The sequence below is a fragment of the Ornithinibacillus liuyingii genome, assembly GCF_055550225.1.
The window spans coordinates 101,852-124,017 of the sequence record NZ_JBPWOS010000009.1; the positions used below are offsets into that span (position 1 = coordinate 101,852).

The window sequence follows — 22,166 nt, forward strand, 5'->3', positions numbered from 1 at the left end:
TACTTGGATCGTACGATTGAATAGGCGATGGCGAATGACTCTCAGAAATGAACAGCACTCTAATACTGGAGTATCAAGCTAACAATAAAGAAAATTTTATAAGTAAAAAATATTTGGGGGTGTTTTTAGTTGAGAGAGGGATTATTATATCTATTATTGTCACAAGGAATGGATAGGAGCAAATATGACTGGAATGATTCAGTTTAATTACTGTTCAAACCAGTCATGATGCTACTTATAATTAATATGGAATGGGAAGGGAAAAATTACTTTTTTATAAGCTCCAATATTGATAGCCTCTTGCTTGCCAATCTTTTCGATCTAACACACTTTTTATATCTACTAATACCTTTTTATCATTTCGGTATAACTTCTCTAGATTATCTAGATTGTAAATTTCTTGATATATTTTATGTGGAACTGCTAATACAACACAATCTAAATTATTGAGCTCATCTTCATTTACCAGTTTAATATTATATTCTTCGTAAACGTCATTAGCCTCTGCGATTGGGTCATGTACAAGCACATTTACACCATATTCTTTTAATTCTTCAATGATATCAATAACCTTAGTATTACGGACATCACCAACATTTTCCTTGAAGGTTAATCCTAATATAGCTACTCTTGCACCATCAATATCTTGTTTTGCTTTTATCATTTGTTTGATAACATTACTAGCAACATATTTCCCCATATCATCGTTGATTTTTCTCCCTGACAGGATTATTTGGGAATGATACCCGAGTTGCTCCGCCTTATAGGTGAAATAATATGGGTCAACTCCGATACAGTGTCCACCAACTAATCCAGGAGTGAATTTAAGGAAGTTCCACTTTGTTCCTGCCGCCTCTAATACAGCTTTAGTATTAATACCCATTTTATTGAAGACCATAGATAACTCATTCATAAAAGCAATGTTAATATCTCGTTGAGAGTTTTCTATTACTTTTGCTGCTTCTGCAACTTTAATTGATTCCGCTTCATGAACACCTGCTTCAATAATGGAGCTGTATACATTAGAAATTTCTTGAAGCGCCTCATCATCAGATCCGGAAACGATCTTAATAATTTTAGTCAATGTATTGACTTTGTCTCCGGGATTAATTCTTTCAGGGGAATACCCAACTTTAAAATCAGTTCCATATTTTAGTCCAGATACTTCCTCTAAAATCGGAATGCAAATCTCTTCAGTCGTACCAGGATATACCGTAGATTCATAAACAACAATAGAACCTTTTGTAAGATTCCTTCCAACCGTTTCACTGGCACCGATAACTGGATCCAAATTTGGTGTTTTATCAATGTTTATCGGAGTTGGAACTGCGACGATATGAAATTTACAATGCTTTAACTCCTCTTCTTCACTTGTGAATTTCATAGTGGTGTTTTGGAGTGCTTCATTTCCCACTTCATCTGTAACATCTATGCCACTTAAGTATTTATCAAGCTTTGCTCGATTAACATCAAATCCAACGACATCATATTTTTTGGCAAATTCAACTGCGAGTGGAAGTCCTACGTAACCTAATCCTATTACAGAGATTTTTTCTTCTTTTGTTATTATTTTTTCATATAAACTCATTATTTAGCCTACCTTTTTTAGTTTATATAGTAATTCAACTTTATCTTGACCTGTCTAGCAATTAATATTATACATTGTTTATTAGCTGAATGCATTTCTTTATACCTTAATAAAATTGGACGTGTAAAAAGCTTATGATAAACTTATACATATCCATTGTAACATTAGTAGAGGAGATATGATGATGAAGGTTAAAAAGGCGATTATTCCTGCAGCAGGTTTAGGCACGCGTTTTCTACCTGCTACAAAAGCACAACCAAAGGAAATGCTCCCCATTGTAGATAAACCAACGATACAATATATAGTCGAAGAGGCAGTAGCTTCTGGTATAGAAGATATTATCATTATCTCTGGTAGAGGAAAAAGAGCAATAGAAGATCATTTTGATATTTCCTATGAATTAGAAGAAAAACTTGCAAGTAAAGGGGATGAAGAGACCTTAAAAATGGTACGTGATATCTCCAACCTAGCAAACATTCATTATATCCGGCAAAAGGAACCGAAAGGATTAGGACATGCAATTGCTTGTGCTCATACTTTTGTAGGAGATGAGCCCTTTGCGGTATTACTCGGAGATGATATTGTTGAATCGAGTGAACCGGCATTAAGGCAATTAATAAACATCTATAACGAATATCAACTTTCTGTAGTAGGAGTACATGATATTCCAATGCAGGAAGTATCGAAGTATGGCGTTATTAAACCATTACAAGATGTAAGCTATAGTTCAAAGGTTACAGCAATTGAGTCCTTGATTGAGAAACCTAGTATAGAAGAAGCGCCATCTAATTTAGCCATTATGGGTCGGTACGTACTTTCCCCGGCAATATTTCCTATATTAGAGAGTCTTAATCCTGGTAAAAATAATGAAATCCAGTTAACAGATGCACTTGTAAAGTTAAATGAAGTAGAGCAAGTCTTAGCTTATAACTTCGATGGTAGGCGGTTTGATGTTGGAGATAAATTAGGCTTTGTTCAAGCAACCATTGAATTTGCGTTAAATCGACCTGAATTACGTGAGGATGTTAAGCAATTTATGAAAAAGAAGCTTCAATCATTAGAAGATAAGAAGTTGTGAGGAATTTGGCTTCCAAATTCCTTTTTTTAGCAGGAAGGCTTAAAAATCTTCCCCAACAGAATAAGAGAAACTACGATATTTTCTAAAAGGCAAGCGAATCCGAGTTTTTCTAAAGGTTATATTTGGCTAGTCCGGAACTATAATTTATAAATTTTTCATGCTATGGTATAATTCCATGAGTATTTGTTATTAAATAAGCCAAATGATGAAGAAAGGCTGTTAACATTGAAGAAGAAGAAGGTTCTTTTTTTCATTTATCAAATGGGAGCCGGTGGTGCAGCGAGAACGATGCTGAATATCGTTAACCATTTGGATCGAAATAGGTTTACTCCTGTTCTAGTTACATTAAATTATGAAGGTAGCTATGAAAAATATTTAAATGAAGATGTAAAGTTCATTAAATTACATACAAGACGACTTCGTTCGGCAATTATTCCATTGTCTAAGATTATACGAAAAGAAAAAGTCGACCTTGTATTCAGTACGATACCGAATTATAATATTGTAGCAATTTTAGCGAGACTATTATCTTTCACAAAAGCAAAGAATATCGTTAGGGAAGCTGCTTTTTTAGGTGGTTCTCGGTCTGCCAATTTGAAGTTAAGATTCGTTGGACTTCTTTATAAGTTTTCTAGTCGTGTAATCTCACTTTCAAATGGCGTAAAAGAGAATATTATAAAACGGTATAGGGTACCGTCAGAAAAAATAACGGTAATTTATAATCCTGTGGATTTAAAGGTTATTCAACAAAATATTGAGGGTGGACAGATAGAGGAAGAACATCGACATATCTTCAATGGGACAGGAAACGTTATCATTACTGCTGGTAGACTTGTCCCTGATAAGGACCATAAAACACTTCTGAAAGCCTTCTCTATGATACAACAGCAACTAGAGGCAAAACTAGTTATACTAGGAGAAGGAGAACTAGAAGCGCAGTTAAAAAAACAAGCTAAAGAATTAAATATTGAGGATAAGGTGTTCTTTTTAGGGTTTATGACGAATCCGTATATTTATTTTACTCATGCTGACCTATTTGTTCTATCATCATTAAGAGAAGGATTTGGACATGTATTAGCAGAAGCGTTGGCCGCGGGTGTACCGATTGTTTCGACAAAATGTAAACCGGGTGCAGTCGAGGTGCTAGAGGAAGGTAAATACGGTAAATTATGTGAAATCGGTAACCCGAAGGATATGTCAGAAAAAATATATCAAGTTTTAACCTTACAGGATCATGAAAAAGATTACTTGGTTCAAAGAGGCTTAAGTAGAGCTCTTCAGTTTGATGCCCAAGAAATTGTCAAACAGTATGAGGATGTTTTTGTGGATTGCCTGGAAGTAAAACAGAGGTTAGCAAGCAGGAGCTGATGAAATGAATACTCCAAAACGAGTAGTACACCTAACAACGGTGCATCATCCCTATGATCCTAGAATTTTTCATAAGGAATGTATGTCATTATCGCATGCGGGATTTGATGTAACGTTAATTGCACAAGAGGCAGAACAGCCCACTACTAACAAGGGAATAAAGCATATTCCACTAAAGAAATATTCCAATCGGTTAAAACGAATGATTTTTGGTACGTGGGATGCTTATAAAAAATCAAAACAACTAAGTGCAGACGTTTATCATTTTCACGATCCTGAGTTGTTATTAGTAGCATGGCTCTTAAAGAAAAAAAATAATATTGTGATTTATGACATTCATGAAGATTATGTTACCAGTATTATGCAAAAAGATTATATGAGTAAGCCTGTCAGAAAAATAATAGCAAAAACGTATAAGCTAATAGAGGCATTCTTTAGTAGGAAATTCGAACTTTGCTTAGCAGAAAAGTATTATAAAGACCTCTATCCAAGGGGAAAATGTATATTAAACTATCCGACCGTTAATGAGAAAATTGTGAAACATGACCGGAATGATGAAAAACCAGTAAATAAGGTGCTTTACACTGGTAATGTTACACATGTAAGAGGTGCCTTAATTCACGCTAAACTACCGTTAATAGATGAAACAATTTCGGTCCAATTTGTTGGGAAGTGTTCAAGTAGTATAGCTGATGAAATGTATCAGATAGCCAAGGATAAAAAGAATAATTTACTTATAGAAGGTTTAGATCAATTTGTGCAGAAAGAAACGATTGAAGCATACTACATGAATGAAAATTGGTTGGCGGGAGTAGCCTTATTTCCACCTACAGAGCACTATATGAAAAAGGAACTGACGAAGTTTTTTGAGTATATGAGTGCTGGAATTCCGATACTATGCTCGAACTTTCCAGTATGGAAGAAATTTGTCGAGACGTATCAGTGCGGCATTGCCGTTGATCCCTATGATGAAAAAGAAATCGAAAATGCACTCCATTATTTAAAGTCAAACCCGGATAAGGTAAGAGAGATGGGGGAGAATGGGAAGAAGGCAGTGCTTCGTAGTTTAAATTGGAAAGTGGAAGAGGAAAAGCTTGTTTCATGGTACAATGATTTATTAGCGAATAAATAGCTTAATGTTTGAGAAAAGAGGGGAGAAATTGTTAGCAAATGACCCTTTGATTTCTGTTATTACACCAGCGTATAATGCAGAAAGATTTATTGGAGAAACGATTGAATCTGTCCTATGCCAGACTTATTCTAACTGGGAAATGATCATTGTGGACGACTGTTCAACAGATAGGACAGTGGCATATATACAAGAATATGCAAAGAAGGATTCAAGGATAAAGTTAATACAACTAAAAACTAATAGTGGTTCAGCAATTGCGAGGAATACAGCAATGGAGAATGCTAGTGGTCGATATATTGCCTTTTTAGATAGTGACGATCTTTGGTATCCAGAGAAGCTTGAAAGACAACTTCGGTTTATGCAAGAAAAGGATATAGCCTTTTCCTTTACGAAGTATATTCGGATGGAAGAAGACGGAACATTAAAAGATGCTATCTCAAGGGCACCAGAATCAGTTGGATATGAGGATTTATTAAAGCATTGTGTTATTGGTTGTTTAACTGTCATGATAGATCGAGAAAAAACCGGGTATCATGAAATGATTAATATTCGTACGAGGCAAGATTATGCCTATTGGTTAACCCTGACAAAGATGGGGTTTAGGGCATATGGACTGCCAGAGGTACTTGCAAAATATAGAAACGTAGGAAATTCTATTTCTAGTAATAAAGTAAAAGCCGCTAAGCGCCAATGGTATGTTTATCGAAAGATAGAAAAACAGCCACTGATAAAGAGTATTTGGTATTTTATGCACTACACCAGTATCGGAATTCGTAACTTAATTAAGTTTAAAATTTCATAAAACATGTGTATTGCAGGTAAAAAAGGAGTAAATTCCAATGAAATCCTATTTACAGGAATTAGCTAAAAGAAAAGATTTATTATTTTATCTAGTAAAATCAGGACTAAAAGCCGAGCATCGAAATAGCTATCTGGGCTATTTTTGGTGGTTATTGGATCCATTATTGAATGTACTAGTGTATTATTTTGTCGTTGTTATTATTTTGGAACGCGGTGGACCAGATTACCCTACATTCCTAGTTATTGGACTAGTTGTTTGGAGATGGATTAGCTCATCTATTAATGCATCAGCTCGTTCCGTATTACGTTACCGGTCCATCATTAACCAAGTATATTTGCCTAAATCTATTTTCCCTGTGGCCTTTTCTTTGACTCAATTATTTAACTTTGCCTTTGGTCTAGTAGTAATTGCGTTATTCTTAGTATTCTTTGGCTATATACCAGGGTGGGAAATTATATATTTACCAGTATTAATCTTAATCACCTTAGCCTTTTTATTAGCAATAGGGCTGTTCTTAGGGTATTTTACAGTGTTTATTCGTGATATTGATAACTTACTCACGTATGTTACACGTATCTTTTTCTATGCTTCGCCTATTATTTGGGTTGGAAGCCGTTTACCAGAAAACTATAGCTGGGCTGTAGACTATAATCCGATTGCGATCATTATCGAATCCTATCGAGATATATTAATGCGGAACACTAGTCCTGACTTTATTGGTTTAGGGATTATATTCTTTGTATCCATTATAGTCATTATTTTTATGCTTTATTACTTCAGTAAGAACGAACATAAGATTATTAAGGCGTTATAAGAAAATTATCAGATAAAGAGGGTTTTAAATTGGAAAACAAAAAAGATCCTTCCATGATACTAAGTGAAAAAAATAACCTTGTGGTAAAAGCCCGTAATATTGGAGTGTCTTTCGAAACAGGAAGGCAACGTGATGATATAAAGTCGATTTTATTCAGCGCAATAAAAGATAAGGGGAAATCAGAAAGTAAAAAGAAGGTATGGTCATTAAAGGACATTAGCTTTGATGGACATCAAGGAGAAATATTGGGAATTATCGGTTCCAATGGAGCGGGTAAAACAACATTAAGTAAAATTATTGCCGGGATTCTAAAAGAAGACAAAGGTGATATAAACGTTAATGGGAAAGTAACGGCCCTATTCTCCTTCGGTATGGGATTTAATCAAGAGTTAACAGGACGAGAGAATGTTTATTTAAACGGTATGATGCTAGGAATTGAAAAGGAAGTTATCAATCATTATATTGATGACATTCATGAATTCTCTGAAATCGGCGAGTTCCTAGATCAACCAATGAAGTATTACTCTAGCGGAATGCGGGCTAGACTTGGGTTTAGTGTAGCTGCCCATTTAGAACCCGAGGTTTTAATCCTGGATGAAGCCTTAAACACTGGAGATGCACGTTTTAGTAGGAAAGCTGCAGAAAAGATGAAGGAAATTGTAAACAAGGCGAAGCTAGTTATTATTGTGACGCATGGTTTACTATATGCGCAACGCAATTGTGACCGGTTAATGTGGATTGATAATGGTAAAGTGCGAGAAATAGGCGATCCGAAAGAAATCGTCCAAAAGTATCGGGCAACTGTACCACCTAGACCACCTAGGAAGAATAAGAATTTACAATTGAAAAAAACGGAAACGAATATTGAAGATAATATCGTTATAAAGGCTGAAAATGTAGGAATATCATATCAATTAAGCTCCAATGAATTTTGGGCTCTAAAAGATGTTAATTTTGAAGTAAGAGAAGGCGAAGTCATTGGAATCATTGGTCATAATGGTGCAGGGAAAAGTACGTTATGTAAAGTGTTAACGAATATTCTAGTACCAGACAAAGGTAATATTGAAATTAATGGCAAAACCTCGGCTTTACTTGGTTATGGTACAGGATTCAACCCACAGTTAACGGGTGTAGATAATATATATCTAAACGCGATGCTGTTAGGGATACCGAAAAAACGAGTGAATAGAGACTTTGATAAGATTGTAGAATTTTCAGGTATTGGTGATGCTATTAATAAGCCAGTAAAAAATTATTCAGCAGGTATGAAATCTCGTTTAGGCTTTAGTATTGCAGCGATACTACAACCGGATGTCTTTATTATTGATGAAGCATTATCCACTGGTGATATAGCATTTCAACAAAAAGCAAGCGAACGAATTCAAGATATGATGGAGCGTGCAAAAGCTGTAATTATTGTTTCCCATAGCATGGGATTTATCGAAAAGGTGTGTACTAGAGCCATTTGGATGGAAAAAGGTCAAATTCGTTACGATGGTACAGCTGAGGAAGCTGTTGCCAAATATCGTGAAGCAAACGGTGTGAAACGAAAAATTCAATTAAAGCAGAATAACGGAATAGACAATAATGGGTAGTGTACTTATATAGGTGGTGGAGAAGTTGGGAATTAAAAAAGTCTTAACTGGACCAATTGATTGGTTTATGTATAATGTCTTAAGCGAGAATCAGCGTAAGCGTTTAGGGGATTTATTTACAGATGAGCAAAAGGAAAAATTGCGTGCGATAATTTTAGGAAAACAACAATTACAACGGCAAGAATTAAAACAAATTCGCTACCATCTATATAATTTAGGATTTCAAGATAGAGGTCTATCAGAATTGAAAAGCTTCTATGAACAAAATAAATATCCTTATATAAAAAGGCTGACAGCTTGGGAGCTTGCATTATGGTATGCCAATGATTATTCAAAGGAAGGTGCTGAAAAAGCACTCCAATATATTGCCGTTGCAAAAGATGGCGAGAAAAATCAAGATCAATTAAGAAGATTTGGAATTGTGGAAGCGGAGTGTTATGACCTGCTACAAAAGAAAGAGATGGGAAAGGTTGTTTTACAAGATTTGATTCATATTCAACCACACCCCGATTTATTTCTAGGCATGGCTAATCTAGAAAATTCAATTGATAAAAAGTTAGATTGGATTAACAAGGTGATGGAACAGTATCATCTAACACCAATCTATTTTGAAAAGGGAAATGATAGTACCTACGATGATTTGAGAACGCAATCTAGTAATGAATCCATTGAAGATGTGCCTAAGATTTCGGTAATATTACCTGCCTTTAAAGCAGAGCAAGGGATTCGCATTGCTATTGAGTCCATTCTTTCACAGACGTGGAAGAATCTTGAACTCATTGTAGTGGATGATTGCAGTCCAGATGGTACGGCCGAAGTAGTGAAGGAGTATGTAGCAAAGGATCCTAGAGTGAAGCTTCTATCTACTCCAGAAAATAGTGGACCATATGTAGCTCGTAATATTGGCTTGCAGCATGTAACGGGTGACTTTATAACAGTTAATGACTCTGATGATTGGTCTCACGCCCAAAAATTAGAAATACAGGCTCGTCATCTTATGCAACATCAAGATATTATCGCGAATACATCTGCACATGCAAGACTTACAGAAGACATTAAATTCTATCGTAGAGGAACACCTGGTAAGTATATTTTTCCTAATATGTCTTCTTTAATGTTCCGAAGAAAACCAGTGCTAGAAAAATTAGGGAATTGGGACAGTGTACGTTTCGCAGCAGATGGTGAATTTAAACGTAGATTAATTAAGGCCTTCGGTAAAAATAAGTTTGTCGATTTAAATTCTGGTCCTTTATCCTTGCCGAGACAGTCTGTTAATTCACTTACTGGTAGTTCAGCGTTCGGTTATAATGGTTTCTTTATGGGAGCTCGTAAGGAATATGTGGAGAGCTTTTCAACATACCATCAGTCTGGAAAGTCATTGTTCTATCCATATCCAGCTGATAAAAGACTATATCCAGTTCCAGAACCAATGTGGCCAAAAAGAGAAGAAAAACAAGAAAATTACCGGTATTTTGAGATGATATTAGTTGCTGATTATAGGGATATTCCTAATGAAGCAGTAGATAAAATTAAAAGTCTATCCAAAACTAGTAGTAGGATAGGGCTTATTCAAATGAACAAGTATGACGTAAAGTTATCTAACAAAAAAATTCGTTCGGAAATAAGAGCTTTAATTGATAATAATCAAGTACACATGCTTGTGTTCGGGGAACAAATTAAAGCGCGTCATTTAGTTGTTTTAGGAACATCAATATTACATGATTTTCAGCGTTACATACCTAGTGTAACAACAGATCAGATTAAAGTAATGGTAGACCATTTCATTGAAACAGATATAACTAAGTATAAGAAAAATCTGGACCGTTATTTTTCCGGACCTATGCATTGGTTGGTAAAAGATAATGATTTATTCGAAAAGTTTAAAGTAGCGTATCCAAACGAAGTTGATTTCCTTCTATTAGATAAGGATTGGAAGATATGAAATGAAATATGATGCTAAAAAACTAAAGGAACGAAATATTGAACTTCAGAACGAATTAGAAAAGTTAGAGAATCAATGGTTAGCGCAAAAAAGGCTGACTGAAGAATCACGACTATTCCGCCAAACTCTAGAGAGAGAGTTTAGAGAGATCACGAATAGTCGTATCTTTCATTTAAAGAAAATACCATCTAAATGGAAATATGCTATAAAAGAATCGGGAGCATATATTCTAGGTAGAAGAGACAAGCGTCAGCTATATAGTAAAACATATAAGCAGAAGAAAGCTTCAAATAAAATTAAAGAATACAGATACTGGCTATATACTTTAGGATTTGAAGAAAAAGTATTGAATGAATTAGAAGCAATCTTTAAGGATACGGATAATCGTTATATGAAGCAAGCTGTATCATGGGAGCTTGCTCTTTGGCATGCAAATAAAAATTCATCTATTGATGCTGTTAAAGCCTTACATTATTTACAAGCATTACATACCGTTAATGATGACGATTTTCAAAGAAGAGTGGCTATATTAAAGGCGGAATGTTATTTGTTATGTGAGGAACCAGAGCAGGCAGAACGTATCCTATCAACTTACATTAGCCACCACAACCATCCTGATTTATTGTTGGCAATGGCTAACCTAGAGAAAGACATGACATCGAAATTGGAATGGATTAATAAAGCACTGAACCATTATCAACTTCTTCCAATTGAAGTAAGGGAGAATAGTGAAGCTTATCCTTATGATCATTTAAATACATTATTAAATAAATCGTTATTACGTAATGGTCCTACTGTAACGGTCATCATCCCTGCCTATAATGCAGAAAATAGTATTTCTATTTCAATTGAGTCCATGCTAAAGCAGACATGGCAAAACATAGAAATAATAGTAGTGGACGACTGTAGTACGGATAGTACAGTAAAGATTGTAGAACATTATATAGAAAGAGATTCTCGTGTGAAACTATTTTCTACGGGGAAAAATAGTGGTCCCTATGTAGCAAGAAACATCGGCCTAAAGCATGCTACAGGTGAATATTTGACAGTGAATGACGCAGACGATTGGTCCCATGCTCAAAAAATAGCGATACAGGTGGAACACTTAATCAACAATCCATCTGTTATAGGCAATACTTCAGAACTAGCACGTATGACAGAATCCCTTCGATTAACTAGAAGAGGAACAGAAGGAGAATACATTTTTTCTAATATGTCCTCTCTAATGTTTCGCAGAAAGCCAGTCTTAGAAAAATTAGGTGCTTGGGATAGTGTACGTTTTGCGGCAGACAGCGAGTTCAAACATAGACTTATGAAAGTCTTTGGATCTCAGAGCGTGGTTGACTTGCATACAGGCCCGTTATCTTTTGCTAGACAATCATTAACCTCCTTAACGAGTAGTAGTTTCTTTGGATATAATGGTTTCTTAATGGGGATACGTAAGGAATATCGTGAGGCTTTTTTGGCTCATCATCAATCGAGAAGGTCATTATACTATGACTTCCCCATGAAGAATCGTCCATTTCCAGTACCCGAGCCTTTATGGGTCCAAAGAGAAGAGAAGCGTTTCGGCTTCAGAGAGTTTGATGTGATCATGGCGGCTGATTTTCGAAACGAAGGATTAGTTGAATCTACTCTTATGAAAATCCAAGAACATTTAAAACGCGGATTAAAAACGGGGCTAATTCAATGGAATGATTATCATTATAAAGATATAAAAATGATAAGCCCTAGAATTAGAGAAATCGTTGATGGCAAGGATGTTCAATTTATCGTGTATGGCGAACAAATAACATGTGACCTTCTCATCCTAATTGATCCTTCTATATTGGAAGAAAAACAAAGATATTTACCATACATAAAGGCAGAGGCAGTTAAGGTATTGATATATCAGCCGCCAAAACGAAACGGCATACCTCACTACCATTTACGAAAATGTGCCAAGCATCTTATTCAGCAAGTTGATCACTTAGGTAAATGGTATCCATGCAACCAGGAAATCAGGGAAAGCTTAGACCGATTAGCAAAAAATGATTTAAAATATATCAAATTATCTAAGGAGAATTTACAACCTTATTCTGTTCATTTAGATGATTGGATTGTACAAGAAAATCCATTTCATTTAGGTCATGTTAAAGGGGAGCAATCAAATGAGTAAAAAAGAGCATCCTATAAGCCCTATCGACAAAAGTAATCTAATGGATGATTTAACTGATTCCTTAGAAGTAGAAGAGGAAATACGTAAACGAGATTTTTTACTGGAAGCTTTATTAGACAACGAAGCAGATATAAAAAAGTTAGCTAGTGAAAATATACAAAATAAAAAAAAGGCAAAACAAATCTCCTCAAGCAATACCTATAAACTCTTTAAGCCAATAACAAAAGCTAAATTTAGTAGGGGAACTTCTAAAGAGGTAATTATATCAGAATTAGAAGAGAAACTAGCTGAAATTCAAAAGGAACTTTATAGTACGAAGGAAAAATATCATGATCTAATAATACGTGATCGCTTGCTTAATATTGGGTCTCTCCATGATGTTCTGAAAGAAAAGAAAGAAAATGGAGAGTTAATTTCCTTCCTAAAACAAACAATTGAAAACAAAAAACAACTCGATTCTAACTATAACCATATGTTGAGGTATATAGCAAGACTATTCATGAAGGAAAAAGAAGAATATCGAGATTATATTTATCAACTAGTGTTGGATGGTTTAACGATGGAAGCTATTCCGGAGTTTATTCTAAGAGAAGGATTGAAGGATAGTCCAATAGAACTTAGGCAGGTATCATCTTTTCGGGCTAGCATGAATATGAGAATCAGAAAAATGCAATTAACAGGTACGTTGCCTGAATGGCAATTAGATGATAAGCGAAATGCCTACAACTTCATGGATAAATTAAATGTTCCAATTCCTTGGGTGGCAGAGGATACGTACAGCATATCAACCATTCCAAAACGAGAAGGAATCGTTATCAAGCCTGCAAATGGTGCAGGTTCACGCGGAGTTTACTTAGTATATTCCACTACAGATATATTTGATATAAAGCGTTCTAGGAATGTAAAAAGCTGGGAAGGATTACTTGAATCATTAGCTAAAGACCTTTCTTCAGGTTGGGTTGAAGAAGACAAGTGGATTATAGAAGAGCTTATCCTGGAAAATAAGGACGATAAGCTTCCCTCACGTGATATAAAATTTTATTGCTTTTATGGTAGGGTTGGACTTATATTGGAGATATCTCGTTATCCAGAGTTGAAGTATTGCTGGTGGACAGAAAATGGTGAACGAGTAAAAACAGGAAAATATACGAATGATTTGTTTAAAGGGAAGGGATGCACTCAAGCGGAAGTTCAGCTTGCAAAGGAAATTAGCCAATTAATCCCCGCTCCATTTATTAGGATTGACTTCCTCCGTTCGGATAAAGGACTAGTGTTTGGGGAATTTACGCCTAAACCAGGAAACTATGATGAATTTGATGAAGCCACAGATAAGTGGTTAGGTGATTATTTTAACGAAGCTGAAGGTCGATTAATAAATGATTTACTAAATGGTAAGGAATTTAGTTATTTTAATGAGATGATAAAAACGTTTTAAGCACAACTACTTTGGAGAGAAATTTAGGAGGATTTTCAATGGAAGATGAGAAACAATGGCTACCACACCTTTCGAGTAAGTTTGTTTCAGATGTACATGGTAATCTGTTAGATGCTTATGCTGTTTCACTAGAAGGGTGGAGAAGAGGTCTGAAATTAAGATGGCATGTGAAAGATTCTGAAAAGTTTAAGGAAATGAATACTTGGTTTGTAGATAAGCCTGGGCAGCTGTTTTCATTAAGTTCTGACGAGAAAACGCATTATTTCTTTAGAACAAGAGGAGACCTGGTTACGAACGAAGCCGTTTCCATTGGGATGAATAAAGAAAAAACGAAACAAATGCTAATGCAAGCAGGGATTACAGTTCCTGAAGGAAAACGTTTTTTACCAGAGGATTCGAATCAAGCTATTATTACATATGCTGAATCTTTAGGCTATCCCATTGTTTTAAAGCCAACAGATGGTAGTTTTGGTAGAGGGGTTATTGCTAATATAACAAGTGCAGGTGAATTGGAATTCTCTTTAGATTATGTTCGAAATGAATTAAATTATAAAGATGTCATCGTAGAACAATTTGTTACAGGCGATGATTATAGAATATATGTTATCGATAATGAAGTGATCGGCGCTATTAAAAGGATGCCTCCAAACATTATTGGAGATGGGATCAATTCGATAAGGTCCTTAATTGAATTAAAAAATGAGGAACGTAGTCTAAATCCACGTTTAGCAAGCTGTCCGATCAAAATGGAAAAGGAATTAGTCGAATTTATAAGCAGAAAAGGATATACATTAGATTCCATATTGGATAAAAATGAGCAATTATTCTTGAGTGCTAAAAGTAATATCTCTCTCGGTGGAGATCCAATAGATGTAATGGATGAGCTTCCTGAAGATGTAAAGAAAACGGCAGTTGAAGCATTAAAGGCAGTTCCCGGTCTAATACATGGTGCAGTAGACTTAATGTATGATCCGTCTACCTCAAACAATTCCGGAGTTATTATTGAACTTAACCCAACAGCACAGCTAGGTGGGATCTTGTATCCAATTAAAGGTAAGTCAAGAGATGTACCTGCTGCTATAATTGACTACTATTTCCCAGAGACAAAAGGAGATATAGAGAATAAAGGGAAGGTTTACTTTGATTTCCATGATGTTTTAGACCCTTTAAATTCGAGACAAGGTTATATTACTACTGTAACGCCATGTCCAGTAGGAACCATATATGCAAAGAAATATACAGTTTCTGGAGATGTGCAGGATATTGGATATCATCGTGGTTTAAGAAAGCAAGCATTCGAAAGAAATTTACAAGGTTTTGTAAGTAATCTTGAAAATGGTGATATTGAGGTAGTAGTAGCTGGAACAAATATAAAAATGGTTGATGAATTTAGACATGCTTTATTAGAAGATCCAGAAAGAGCACATGTAATAGAAATTCAAGAAGAAATCTATCATGAACCAATAAAAGTAGGCTTTGAAATAAAAGCAGACTTAAAAACGCAGTTAGAGGAATTAAAGCTATTACTTCAAGATTTAGAAGTTACGGAGCTTGCTCTAAAAAAAGCAGAGGTTAAGAATCGAAAACTAGAACAAAGTTTTTCTTGGAGAATTTCTAAACCAATTCGTTTTGCGGGAGCAGTCTTTAAGAAGTTCAAATAATTTTTCGTGTTTTTTTGAGGAGGAAATCATCCATGAAAGAAGAACAGGGTATCAGTTTACCTCAATTACCCAATGAAATCGTAGTTAACGCACAGAAAACAAGATTAGATTCTTTTGCTATAGCTCTGGAAGGTTGGAGAAGAGGACTAAAATTAAAATGGTATACGAAAGACTCTGAGTATTACAAGGATATGATTATATTTGGGGTTAACCCTCCAGGAAGATTATACTCACTTAGCTCGGACAAGCGTACCCACTTTTTCTTCCGTTCAAGAGGGGATAAAGTTTCGAATCAGGCAGTTGAAATAGGTTCAGAAAAGGACGATACAAAAATCTGGTTAGAAAAAGCAGGTGTTCCTGTTCCTCAGGGGAAAGGCTTCGATTATGAAGCAACAGATGAAGAAATCATTAATTTTAGTAAATCAATACCATACCCACAAGTATTAAAGCCGACAAATGCAAGCTTAGGAAACGGCGTTGTAACGAATATAAAAAATGAAACCGATTTTCAAAAGGCATTGCATTATGTTCGAGAAGAACTAGGATACCGAGAAGTGCTAGTGGAGCAGCATATATCTGGAAAAGAGTATAGAGTATATGTAGTTGATAATAAGGTAATAGCAGCCTATAATCGTGTGCCTGCCAATATAAAAGGGAATGGTTTTAGTACCATTGAGGAATTGATAAACTTAAAAAACCTTGAACGAAAAAGAAATGCACGTTTAAAAAGCTGTCTTATAGAAGTTGATAAAGAAATTCTAGAATTTGTCCAAGAAGCGGGATATTCCATGCAAGATGTTCTTGAAAAAGGTGAGGTCTTATACCTTAGAGAGAAAACGAATGTATCTTCTGGGGGGGACCCAATAGACGTTACAGACACCATGCCGGATGAAATAAAACAAGTAGCTATTGATGCTTTAAAGGCTATTCCTAACTTTCCTCATGGAGGAGTAGACATTATTGTGAATGAAAATCCCGATATTAAAGATCCGGCAGTTGTAATTGAACTAAACCCAACCGCCCAAATTGGTGGAGCTTTGTATCCGTTAAGAGGAAAGGCGAGAAATATTCCTGCTGCCATAATTGATTATTATTTTCCGGAAACGAAAGGAATAGATACTTCTAAATCAAAGATATATTTTGATATGACAACGGTATTAGAACCATTAGAAAATCGTTCGGTAGTAGAAGTAGAAGTTTCTCCAGCTCCTATTGGCGAACTGTATGCCAAAAAGTATGTTATTTCGGGAAATGTACAAAGATTGAGTTATCATCAATGGCTTAAGCAGCAAGCTTTAGATCTTGGACTAAATGGGCATGTAAAAAATAGACTATTTAACGAGATCGAAGTTTTAGTAGCAGGAACCGATAGATCTGTTATAAATGAATTCAGAAATGTTATTCAAAAGTATCGAAATATTAAGATTGACAAAATGCATGAAGAGGTCTGGAAGGAACCAGTAGTTATAGGATTTGAGATAGAGGAGAATTATAACACATCGAGTCTAAAATCGATCCAATACAAAATTAGAAAAATAGAAAAAGACCTTGGAAATAAAGTGAAACGTAAAAATCGCTTAGAGAAAGATAATCGTTATATAATAAATAGTACTTCTTGGAGAATTACAGCTCCATTTAGGACTATAGGTTCAATATTAAAGAAGAGAAAGTAATATATTTATACTGTCTATCACTAAATGTTATTCTATAATAAGAGAATATGTAAGTTAGCAGTTCTCTTTAAAACGGAGGGAAAATATGTCAAAATTAAAACTTGTAGCTACTGGTGATGTGTTACTTCATGATAGAATCTATAATTTATGTAAAACGAATAATGGTACCTATGATTTCACAAAGAAAATGGCCCCAGCAGAAAAATTACTTAAATCAGGAGACATTACGTTGGTAAATCTAGAATCGATTGTTGCCGGGGAAGAATTAGGGCTAGCATCGTTTCCTAAGTTTAATAACCCAGTGGAGTTGGCTGAGAATTTGAAGCAATTTGGAACGGATATCGTCTCCAACTCTAATAACCACACAATGGATTTTGGAGAAGAAGGTGCTCTAAAGTCAATTGAAAATCTAGAGAAGATTGGCTTAATGTATGTGGGTTCATATAAATCAGAAAAAGACCGGAAAAAATATCGAATTATTGAAAAGAACGGAATTAAGTGTGCATTCCTATCCTATACTTGTGTAACTCTAGGAAGTAATCCACCAAAAAACAAAGATTATTTGTTAAATAGAATTGTTAAAAATCAAACGAAGGATGTCAGAAGAGAGATTGAACGCTTGAAGGAGGCACATTCACCAGATGTAGTAATTGTTTCTTTACATTTCGGTAGAGAGTACCCATTATATCCGGTTTCTTCTCAAAAAGAGGTAGCAGCCTCTATTTCTGATGCAGGTGCAGATATAATCATTGGTCACCATCCACATGTATTGCAACCAGCAGAATGGATTACGAACTCTCGTGGAAGAAAGACATTTGTCATATATTCGTTAGGGAATTTCTATACAGGTCAAAAAGGACTTTATAGACAAATAGGTGGAGCATTATCTCTAGAGATTAGCAAAGATTCTTATGGTGCAGTGGTAAAGAAACCTACTCTTGATCTGACATTTGTTGATTCTAATAAAGGTGGGGGATACCAAATGTATCCGTTTATAGACTATATACAGAAAAACCCATACATTAAAACGCCACATGGGGAGTTTGATTCCTTAGAAGTGTATAGTGAAATTTCTAATCGATATAAAGATTGGATGCCGGAAATAGAAATAAAATAAGAATAGCTTAAGTATCTTTCAGACTGTCGAGAAACCCTCGATAGTCTTTTTAGTTATAAGAAATTTTAAAAGCTTATCGTGTAAAAGTAACACCGAAGGAAGAAGTAGAATTTCTTGTGCTTACCTTACCGTCATGCCAAAATGAAAAGAAGTCCCAAGCAATTAGTACTTGGGACTTGATATTTAGTGCTTTAACACTTTTGTTCTTATTTGAAAACTTTAAGTACTTTTCTTAGTGGTTTTGTTACTTTCCACGAGGTGCTGGATTCCATCTGTTTTAATCTTTTCTTCAGTTGTTTATTTTGCTTCATCGTGATGTCTGTAAGTCTTTCTCTTTGTTCATACTCTGCAACTTTACGAACCAGTCTCTGATAGTCTCCTTTTAGATTACTATATTTCTTCATATAAGAGATATCATTTGATTCATTCGAGTTATTAGTTGGCTCTAGAATATGGAAGCCATGTTGAATTGGTGTTTTGCGTACTTTCCTAATTATTTCTGAACCAGGTGCACTCTTTGTTACTAAGCTTTCAAGCTTTTTCTCAAATATTCCAAGTTTTGCTTTACTTGAACCAGCTATAATGGCGATATTCCCGTTTTCTAAGTGTTTAATATACCCATTAATCTTATGGTTAAAGGCCAGACGTTTTACTTTTTGAGCAAACTCCTCTGTATATTCACAATTTGTTATGAGAAATCTCCTTAAAACAATTGGAAAGTTTGATATTTTTGGCACTTTAATTTCTGCTGCATTCCTAGCTATACAAGCATCATAAATAAAATCATAATCTATATAGAGCTTATTGGCCTCAGTACGATTGTAATTGACTGTTTCTGGGAAGTAAAAGTCTATGATATGGGATGGAATGTCTCTAGCAGCACCTTCCATAGGAAATAAATGCTGCGTTATATGTGCTCGAGAGTTAATCTCGATTACGACACCACTATCATTTTTTTCATCAACTATCATATCAATTCCGCAATGAGGTAATGAAGGAATACTGTTTGTGGCTGCTACTGCAATTTGTTTAATGTTATCGGATATGCTATCGGTAATATCAATTGAGTCCCCACCAGCAGACACATTGTTCTTCGTTTTTAGATAGAAGACTTCTCCTTCTTTTAACACAGTATCCATATCATAGTTTTTGCGTTTTAATAATGTTCTTGTTTCCTTATCAACTGTAATAGGACGATTAGTTAATGAAGGAAGAGCAGAACGCTTCTTGTTTTTACTATCAATTAACTGTTTGATAGTTGATTTTCCATCACCTATTACGTGTGATCGAACTCTCTTTAAAGCTCCTACGACTTTACCATCAATGATATAAAGTCGATAATCATCACCTTCAAAATATTTCTCTACAATTATATGAGGACGTTTTAACTCTCTTCTAACGTACTCCAGTGCTTCTATTAACTCATCCTCATTTTTGATGTCCGCTATTACCCCTTTACCACCAGTTCCGTTTAATGGTTTAACGACTAACGGGTATTGAAGTGTATTAGCATATTGAATAATGTCTTGATCTGAGATAGTTTCATCAAATTCCTTACCAACAGGTGTTGGAACATTATTCTTTAATAAAAGCTCTTTAGTAGTTTGTTTGTTTTTGGTTAATTCTTTAGCTTCAACAGAAACTAAATCTCCACGAGTAGCAGAAAAATGATGTGTTTTATTACCATCGGAAATGGAATAATAGGGTTCTATTGCTCCCGATTTTTCCAATAAGATTCTTATATTAATCTCTAGTCCTCTTCGCCAAGCCTCTAATATAATACTATAAGTACTTAGCATATAATTATTTGCTTTCTCAGGAATACAGTTTTCTAAATGGCTTAAATATCTTTCATTCATATAATCAAATTCCTTCCTAATACAAGGTAATAGATGTTTATTTAATATGTAGATTGCCTATTTTATTTTAACATAAAAGTGGAAAATGAAAAATTATTATTCAATAATACATGTATTATTTCTTTACTAATGGATTAATTTAAAGATAGACTACTTGTAATGAATCAGGTCCTTGAAAGAAGATAGAATCTAAATTCAAAACTAAAGCATAAACGATATATAATTATACCCTATTTTCACATTTTTAGTTATAGTAGAAGAATAAGATTAGTTGGATTATACGTTTCCAAATAGGAGGTAGCTATTTGTATAATATCTTGTCTTTTTTAAAACGTAATCCGAAGAATACATCTAGGAGGAAATCGAATATGGAACAAAACAGTATTGAATTGTTTCCACACTTAACACATGAGGTTGTTTCAGATATTACTGGATTCAAGCTTTGTTCTTATTTAGTAGCATTAGAAGGTTGGAGAAGGGGATTAAAGCTTACTTGGTATAAAGATGAGACTGATCTTTGCAAATTAGATAGACTAAAGAGCAGTACCCAAGGGAAGTTTTTCTCGTTGAGCAGTGATACGTCTACACATTACTTTTTCAGATCAAGAGGAGACTTTGTTTCTAATAAATCTGTTCGAATCTGTCAGAATAAAGATAAAACGAAAGAATTATTAGCTCAAAAGAATGTACCAGTACCAATTGGGGATATATTCAACCCAAATAATGAAGAAGAAATAATTAACTATTGCACTGAAATTGGTTTTCCGGTCGTTTTAAAACCTTTGAATGGAAGTATGGGTAAAGGCGTATTTACCAATATAAGTAATCAGGATGAACTGAAAGAGATCTTGGAAAACATAAAGAAATTATATAATTACAAGGAATACCTTGTTGAAAAGTATTACCCGGGTAAAGAATACCGTATTTACGTAGTAGGTGATAAAGTAGTTGGAGCTACAAATCGAGTACCTGCAAATGTCGTTGGAGATGGAATCCACACGATAAAAGAGCTAATAGATCAAAAGAATGAAGATAGAAAGAAAAATCCATATCTTGCTCCAAAACCAATTAAAGTTGATTTCGAAGTTAAGCAAATCCTTAAAAAGGCTGGTTATACAACGGACACCATCCCTTCAAAAGGTGAGGTTGTTGATCTTAGAGAAAAAAGTAATCTATCTTCAGGTGGGGATCCAATCGAAGCAACAGACGAATTATCTGAAGGAGTTAAACAAATTGCAGTAGATGCTTTCAAAGCACTTCCAGATATACCACATGGTGGGGTAGATATTATTGTAGACCCGGTTTCGAAGGATAAAGGAGTCGTATTAGAAATTAATGCAACAGCAGAGATAGGGTTTCACTTATTCCCATTACGTGGGAAAGCAAAAGATGTTCCGGGAGCTATTATTGACTATTATTTTCCTGAAACAGTAGGTAAACCAAGAAGTAACTTTTATTTCGATTATAATAGTATTTTAGAACCATTAAGCAAGTGGGCTACGGATCAAATAGTTGTTAGTAACCCAATTATAGGACAAGTTTATGCTCGGAAATATATCGTTTCTGGAAAAGTACAAAAAGTTGGGTATTTGACTTGGATTAGAAGACAAGCTTTAAGAAAGAATATAGTAGGATTTGCTAAAAAATTGGAAAACGGCTCAGTAGAGATACTGGCGATAAGTAATTCGGAAAAGGTATTAGATGATCTTAAGGAACTATGCTTTAAAGGCTCCAAAAAATCAAAGGTAGAAAATGTTGTCGATGAAGTCGTAACATTGTCTAATCAGCCCATTAAAATTGGATTTGATCTGATACTTTGACCATAGAAACATGGGGAGCTGGGGACATATGTAATAGAATAAAAGTAAAAGTCAACTAAATTTATGGTGAAATATACGAAGTTAAAGCGACGAGGATCGGATATGTTGGGAAAATTCTACGGTG

15 protein-coding genes are annotated in these 22,166 nt (G+C 34.9%); 13 read left to right on the forward strand and 2 right to left on the reverse strand.

The window, feature by feature from the left end; all coding sequences use genetic code 11:
* Positions 1-274: 274 nt before the first annotated feature.
* Positions 275-1,588, reverse strand: a complete 1,314-nt coding sequence (locus tag ACSKT4_RS13350; protein WP_186868376.1) for a nucleotide sugar dehydrogenase — start codon at positions 1,586-1,588, stop codon at positions 275-277.
* Between the two features lie 184 nt (positions 1,589-1,772).
* Here ACSKT4_RS13350 and galU point away from each other — a divergent pair, with 184 nt between their 5' ends.
* From galU to ACSKT4_RS13410, 12 genes are all read left to right on the forward strand, one after another.
* Positions 1,773-2,666, forward strand: a complete 894-nt coding sequence (gene galU / locus ACSKT4_RS13355; RefSeq protein WP_465823568.1) for a UTP--glucose-1-phosphate uridylyltransferase GalU — start codon at positions 1,773-1,775, stop codon at positions 2,664-2,666.
* 225 nt (positions 2,667-2,891) lie between these two features.
* The gene (locus ACSKT4_RS13360; protein WP_186868378.1) at positions 2,892-4,034 is read left to right on the forward strand and encodes a glycosyltransferase; all 1,143 of its coding nucleotides are present in this window, start codon (positions 2,892-2,894) and stop codon (positions 4,032-4,034) included.
* 4 nt (positions 4,035-4,038) lie between these two features.
* On the forward strand, positions 4,039-5,166 hold the full coding sequence (locus ACSKT4_RS13365; RefSeq protein WP_465823569.1) for a glycosyltransferase: 1,128 nt from the start codon (positions 4,039-4,041) through the stop codon (positions 5,164-5,166).
* A 4-nt stretch (positions 5,167-5,170) separates the two neighbouring features.
* Positions 5,171-5,968, forward strand: a complete 798-nt coding sequence (locus ACSKT4_RS13370; protein WP_465823570.1) for a glycosyltransferase family 2 protein — start codon at positions 5,171-5,173, stop codon at positions 5,966-5,968.
* Positions 5,969-6,005: 37 nt separating this feature from the next.
* Positions 6,006-6,782 carry an ABC transporter permease gene (locus ACSKT4_RS13375; protein WP_186868381.1) on the forward strand — a complete coding sequence of 259 codons (777 nt, stop codon included), beginning with the start codon at positions 6,006-6,008 and terminating at the stop codon, positions 6,780-6,782.
* A gap of 53 nt (positions 6,783-6,835) precedes the next feature.
* Positions 6,836-8,377, forward strand: a complete 1,542-nt coding sequence (locus ACSKT4_RS13380) for an ABC transporter ATP-binding protein (protein WP_186868484.1) — start codon at positions 6,836-6,838, stop codon at positions 8,375-8,377.
* 25 nt (positions 8,378-8,402) lie between these two features.
* The gene (locus tag ACSKT4_RS13385) at positions 8,403-10,319 is read left to right on the forward strand and encodes a glycosyltransferase (RefSeq protein WP_343458001.1); all 1,917 of its coding nucleotides are present in this window, start codon (positions 8,403-8,405) and stop codon (positions 10,317-10,319) included.
* A 1-nt stretch (position 10,320) separates the two neighbouring features.
* On the forward strand, positions 10,321-12,477 hold the full coding sequence (locus tag ACSKT4_RS13390) for a glycosyltransferase family 2 protein (protein WP_465823571.1): 2,157 nt from the start codon (positions 10,321-10,323) through the stop codon (positions 12,475-12,477).
* Positions 12,470-13,912 (forward strand): ATP-grasp fold amidoligase family protein, encoded by a 1,443-nt coding sequence (locus ACSKT4_RS13395; protein ID WP_465823572.1) that lies wholly within the window; start codon positions 12,470-12,472, stop codon positions 13,910-13,912. The genes ACSKT4_RS13390 and ACSKT4_RS13395 overlap by 8 nt, the downstream gene beginning before the upstream one ends.
* A gap of 38 nt (positions 13,913-13,950) precedes the next feature.
* A complete protein-coding gene (locus ACSKT4_RS13400; RefSeq protein WP_465823573.1) occupies positions 13,951-15,573 on the forward strand; it encodes an acylphosphatase in 1,623 nt (540 codons plus the stop codon).
* A 32-nt stretch (positions 15,574-15,605) separates the two neighbouring features.
* Entirely contained in the window at positions 15,606-17,246 is a 1,641-nt protein-coding gene (locus ACSKT4_RS13405; RefSeq protein ID WP_465823574.1) for an acylphosphatase, read from the forward strand.
* Between the two features lie 85 nt (positions 17,247-17,331).
* A complete protein-coding gene (locus ACSKT4_RS13410; RefSeq protein ID WP_465823575.1) occupies positions 17,332-18,363 on the forward strand; it encodes a CapA family protein in 1,032 nt (343 codons plus the stop codon).
* Between the two features lie 206 nt (positions 18,364-18,569).
* On the opposite strand, the gene ACSKT4_RS13415 is transcribed toward ACSKT4_RS13410, so the two are convergent.
* Positions 18,570-20,222 carry an ATP-binding protein gene (locus ACSKT4_RS13415; protein WP_465823576.1) on the reverse strand — a complete coding sequence of 551 codons (1,653 nt, stop codon included), beginning with the start codon at positions 20,220-20,222 and terminating at the stop codon, positions 18,570-18,572.
* 368 nt (positions 20,223-20,590) lie between these two features.
* Here ACSKT4_RS13415 and ACSKT4_RS13420 point away from each other — a divergent pair, with 368 nt between their 5' ends.
* The gene (locus ACSKT4_RS13420; RefSeq protein ID WP_465823577.1) at positions 20,591-22,042 is read left to right on the forward strand and encodes an acylphosphatase; all 1,452 of its coding nucleotides are present in this window, start codon (positions 20,591-20,593) and stop codon (positions 22,040-22,042) included.
* Positions 22,043-22,166: the final 124 nt, after the last annotated feature.

Excerpts from the sequence above, each read along its gene's own strand:
- ACSKT4_RS13350 (WP_186868376.1), bottom strand. The coding sequence starts at position 1,588 with ATGAGTTTATATGAAAAAATAATAACAAAAGAAGAAAAAATCTCTGTA.
- galU (WP_465823568.1), top strand. The coding sequence starts at position 1,773 with ATGAAGGTTAAAAAGGCGATTATTCCTGCAGCAGGTTTAGGCACGCGT.
- ACSKT4_RS13365 (WP_465823569.1), top strand. The coding sequence starts at position 4,039 with ATGAATACTCCAAAACGAGTAGTACACCTAACAACGGTGCATCATCCC.
- ACSKT4_RS13370 (WP_465823570.1), top strand. The coding sequence starts at position 5,171 with ATGTTTGAGAAAAGAGGGGAGAAATTGTTAGCAAATGACCCTTTGATT.
- ACSKT4_RS13375 (WP_186868381.1), top strand. The coding sequence starts at position 6,006 with ATGAAATCCTATTTACAGGAATTAGCTAAAAGAAAAGATTTATTATTT.
- ACSKT4_RS13380 (WP_186868484.1), top strand. The coding sequence starts at position 6,836 with ATGATACTAAGTGAAAAAAATAACCTTGTGGTAAAAGCCCGTAATATT.
- ACSKT4_RS13390 (WP_465823571.1), top strand. The coding sequence starts at position 10,321 with ATGAAATATGATGCTAAAAAACTAAAGGAACGAAATATTGAACTTCAG.
- ACSKT4_RS13395 (WP_465823572.1), top strand. The coding sequence starts at position 12,470 with ATGAGTAAAAAAGAGCATCCTATAAGCCCTATCGACAAAAGTAATCTA.
- ACSKT4_RS13400 (WP_465823573.1), top strand. The coding sequence starts at position 13,951 with ATGGAAGATGAGAAACAATGGCTACCACACCTTTCGAGTAAGTTTGTT.
- ACSKT4_RS13405 (WP_465823574.1), top strand. The coding sequence starts at position 15,606 with ATGAAAGAAGAACAGGGTATCAGTTTACCTCAATTACCCAATGAAATC.
- ACSKT4_RS13410 (WP_465823575.1), top strand. The coding sequence starts at position 17,332 with ATGTCAAAATTAAAACTTGTAGCTACTGGTGATGTGTTACTTCATGAT.
- ACSKT4_RS13415 (WP_465823576.1), bottom strand. The coding sequence starts at position 20,222 with ATGAATGAAAGATATTTAAGCCATTTAGAAAACTGTATTCCTGAGAAA.
- ACSKT4_RS13420 (WP_465823577.1), top strand. The coding sequence starts at position 20,591 with ATGGAACAAAACAGTATTGAATTGTTTCCACACTTAACACATGAGGTT.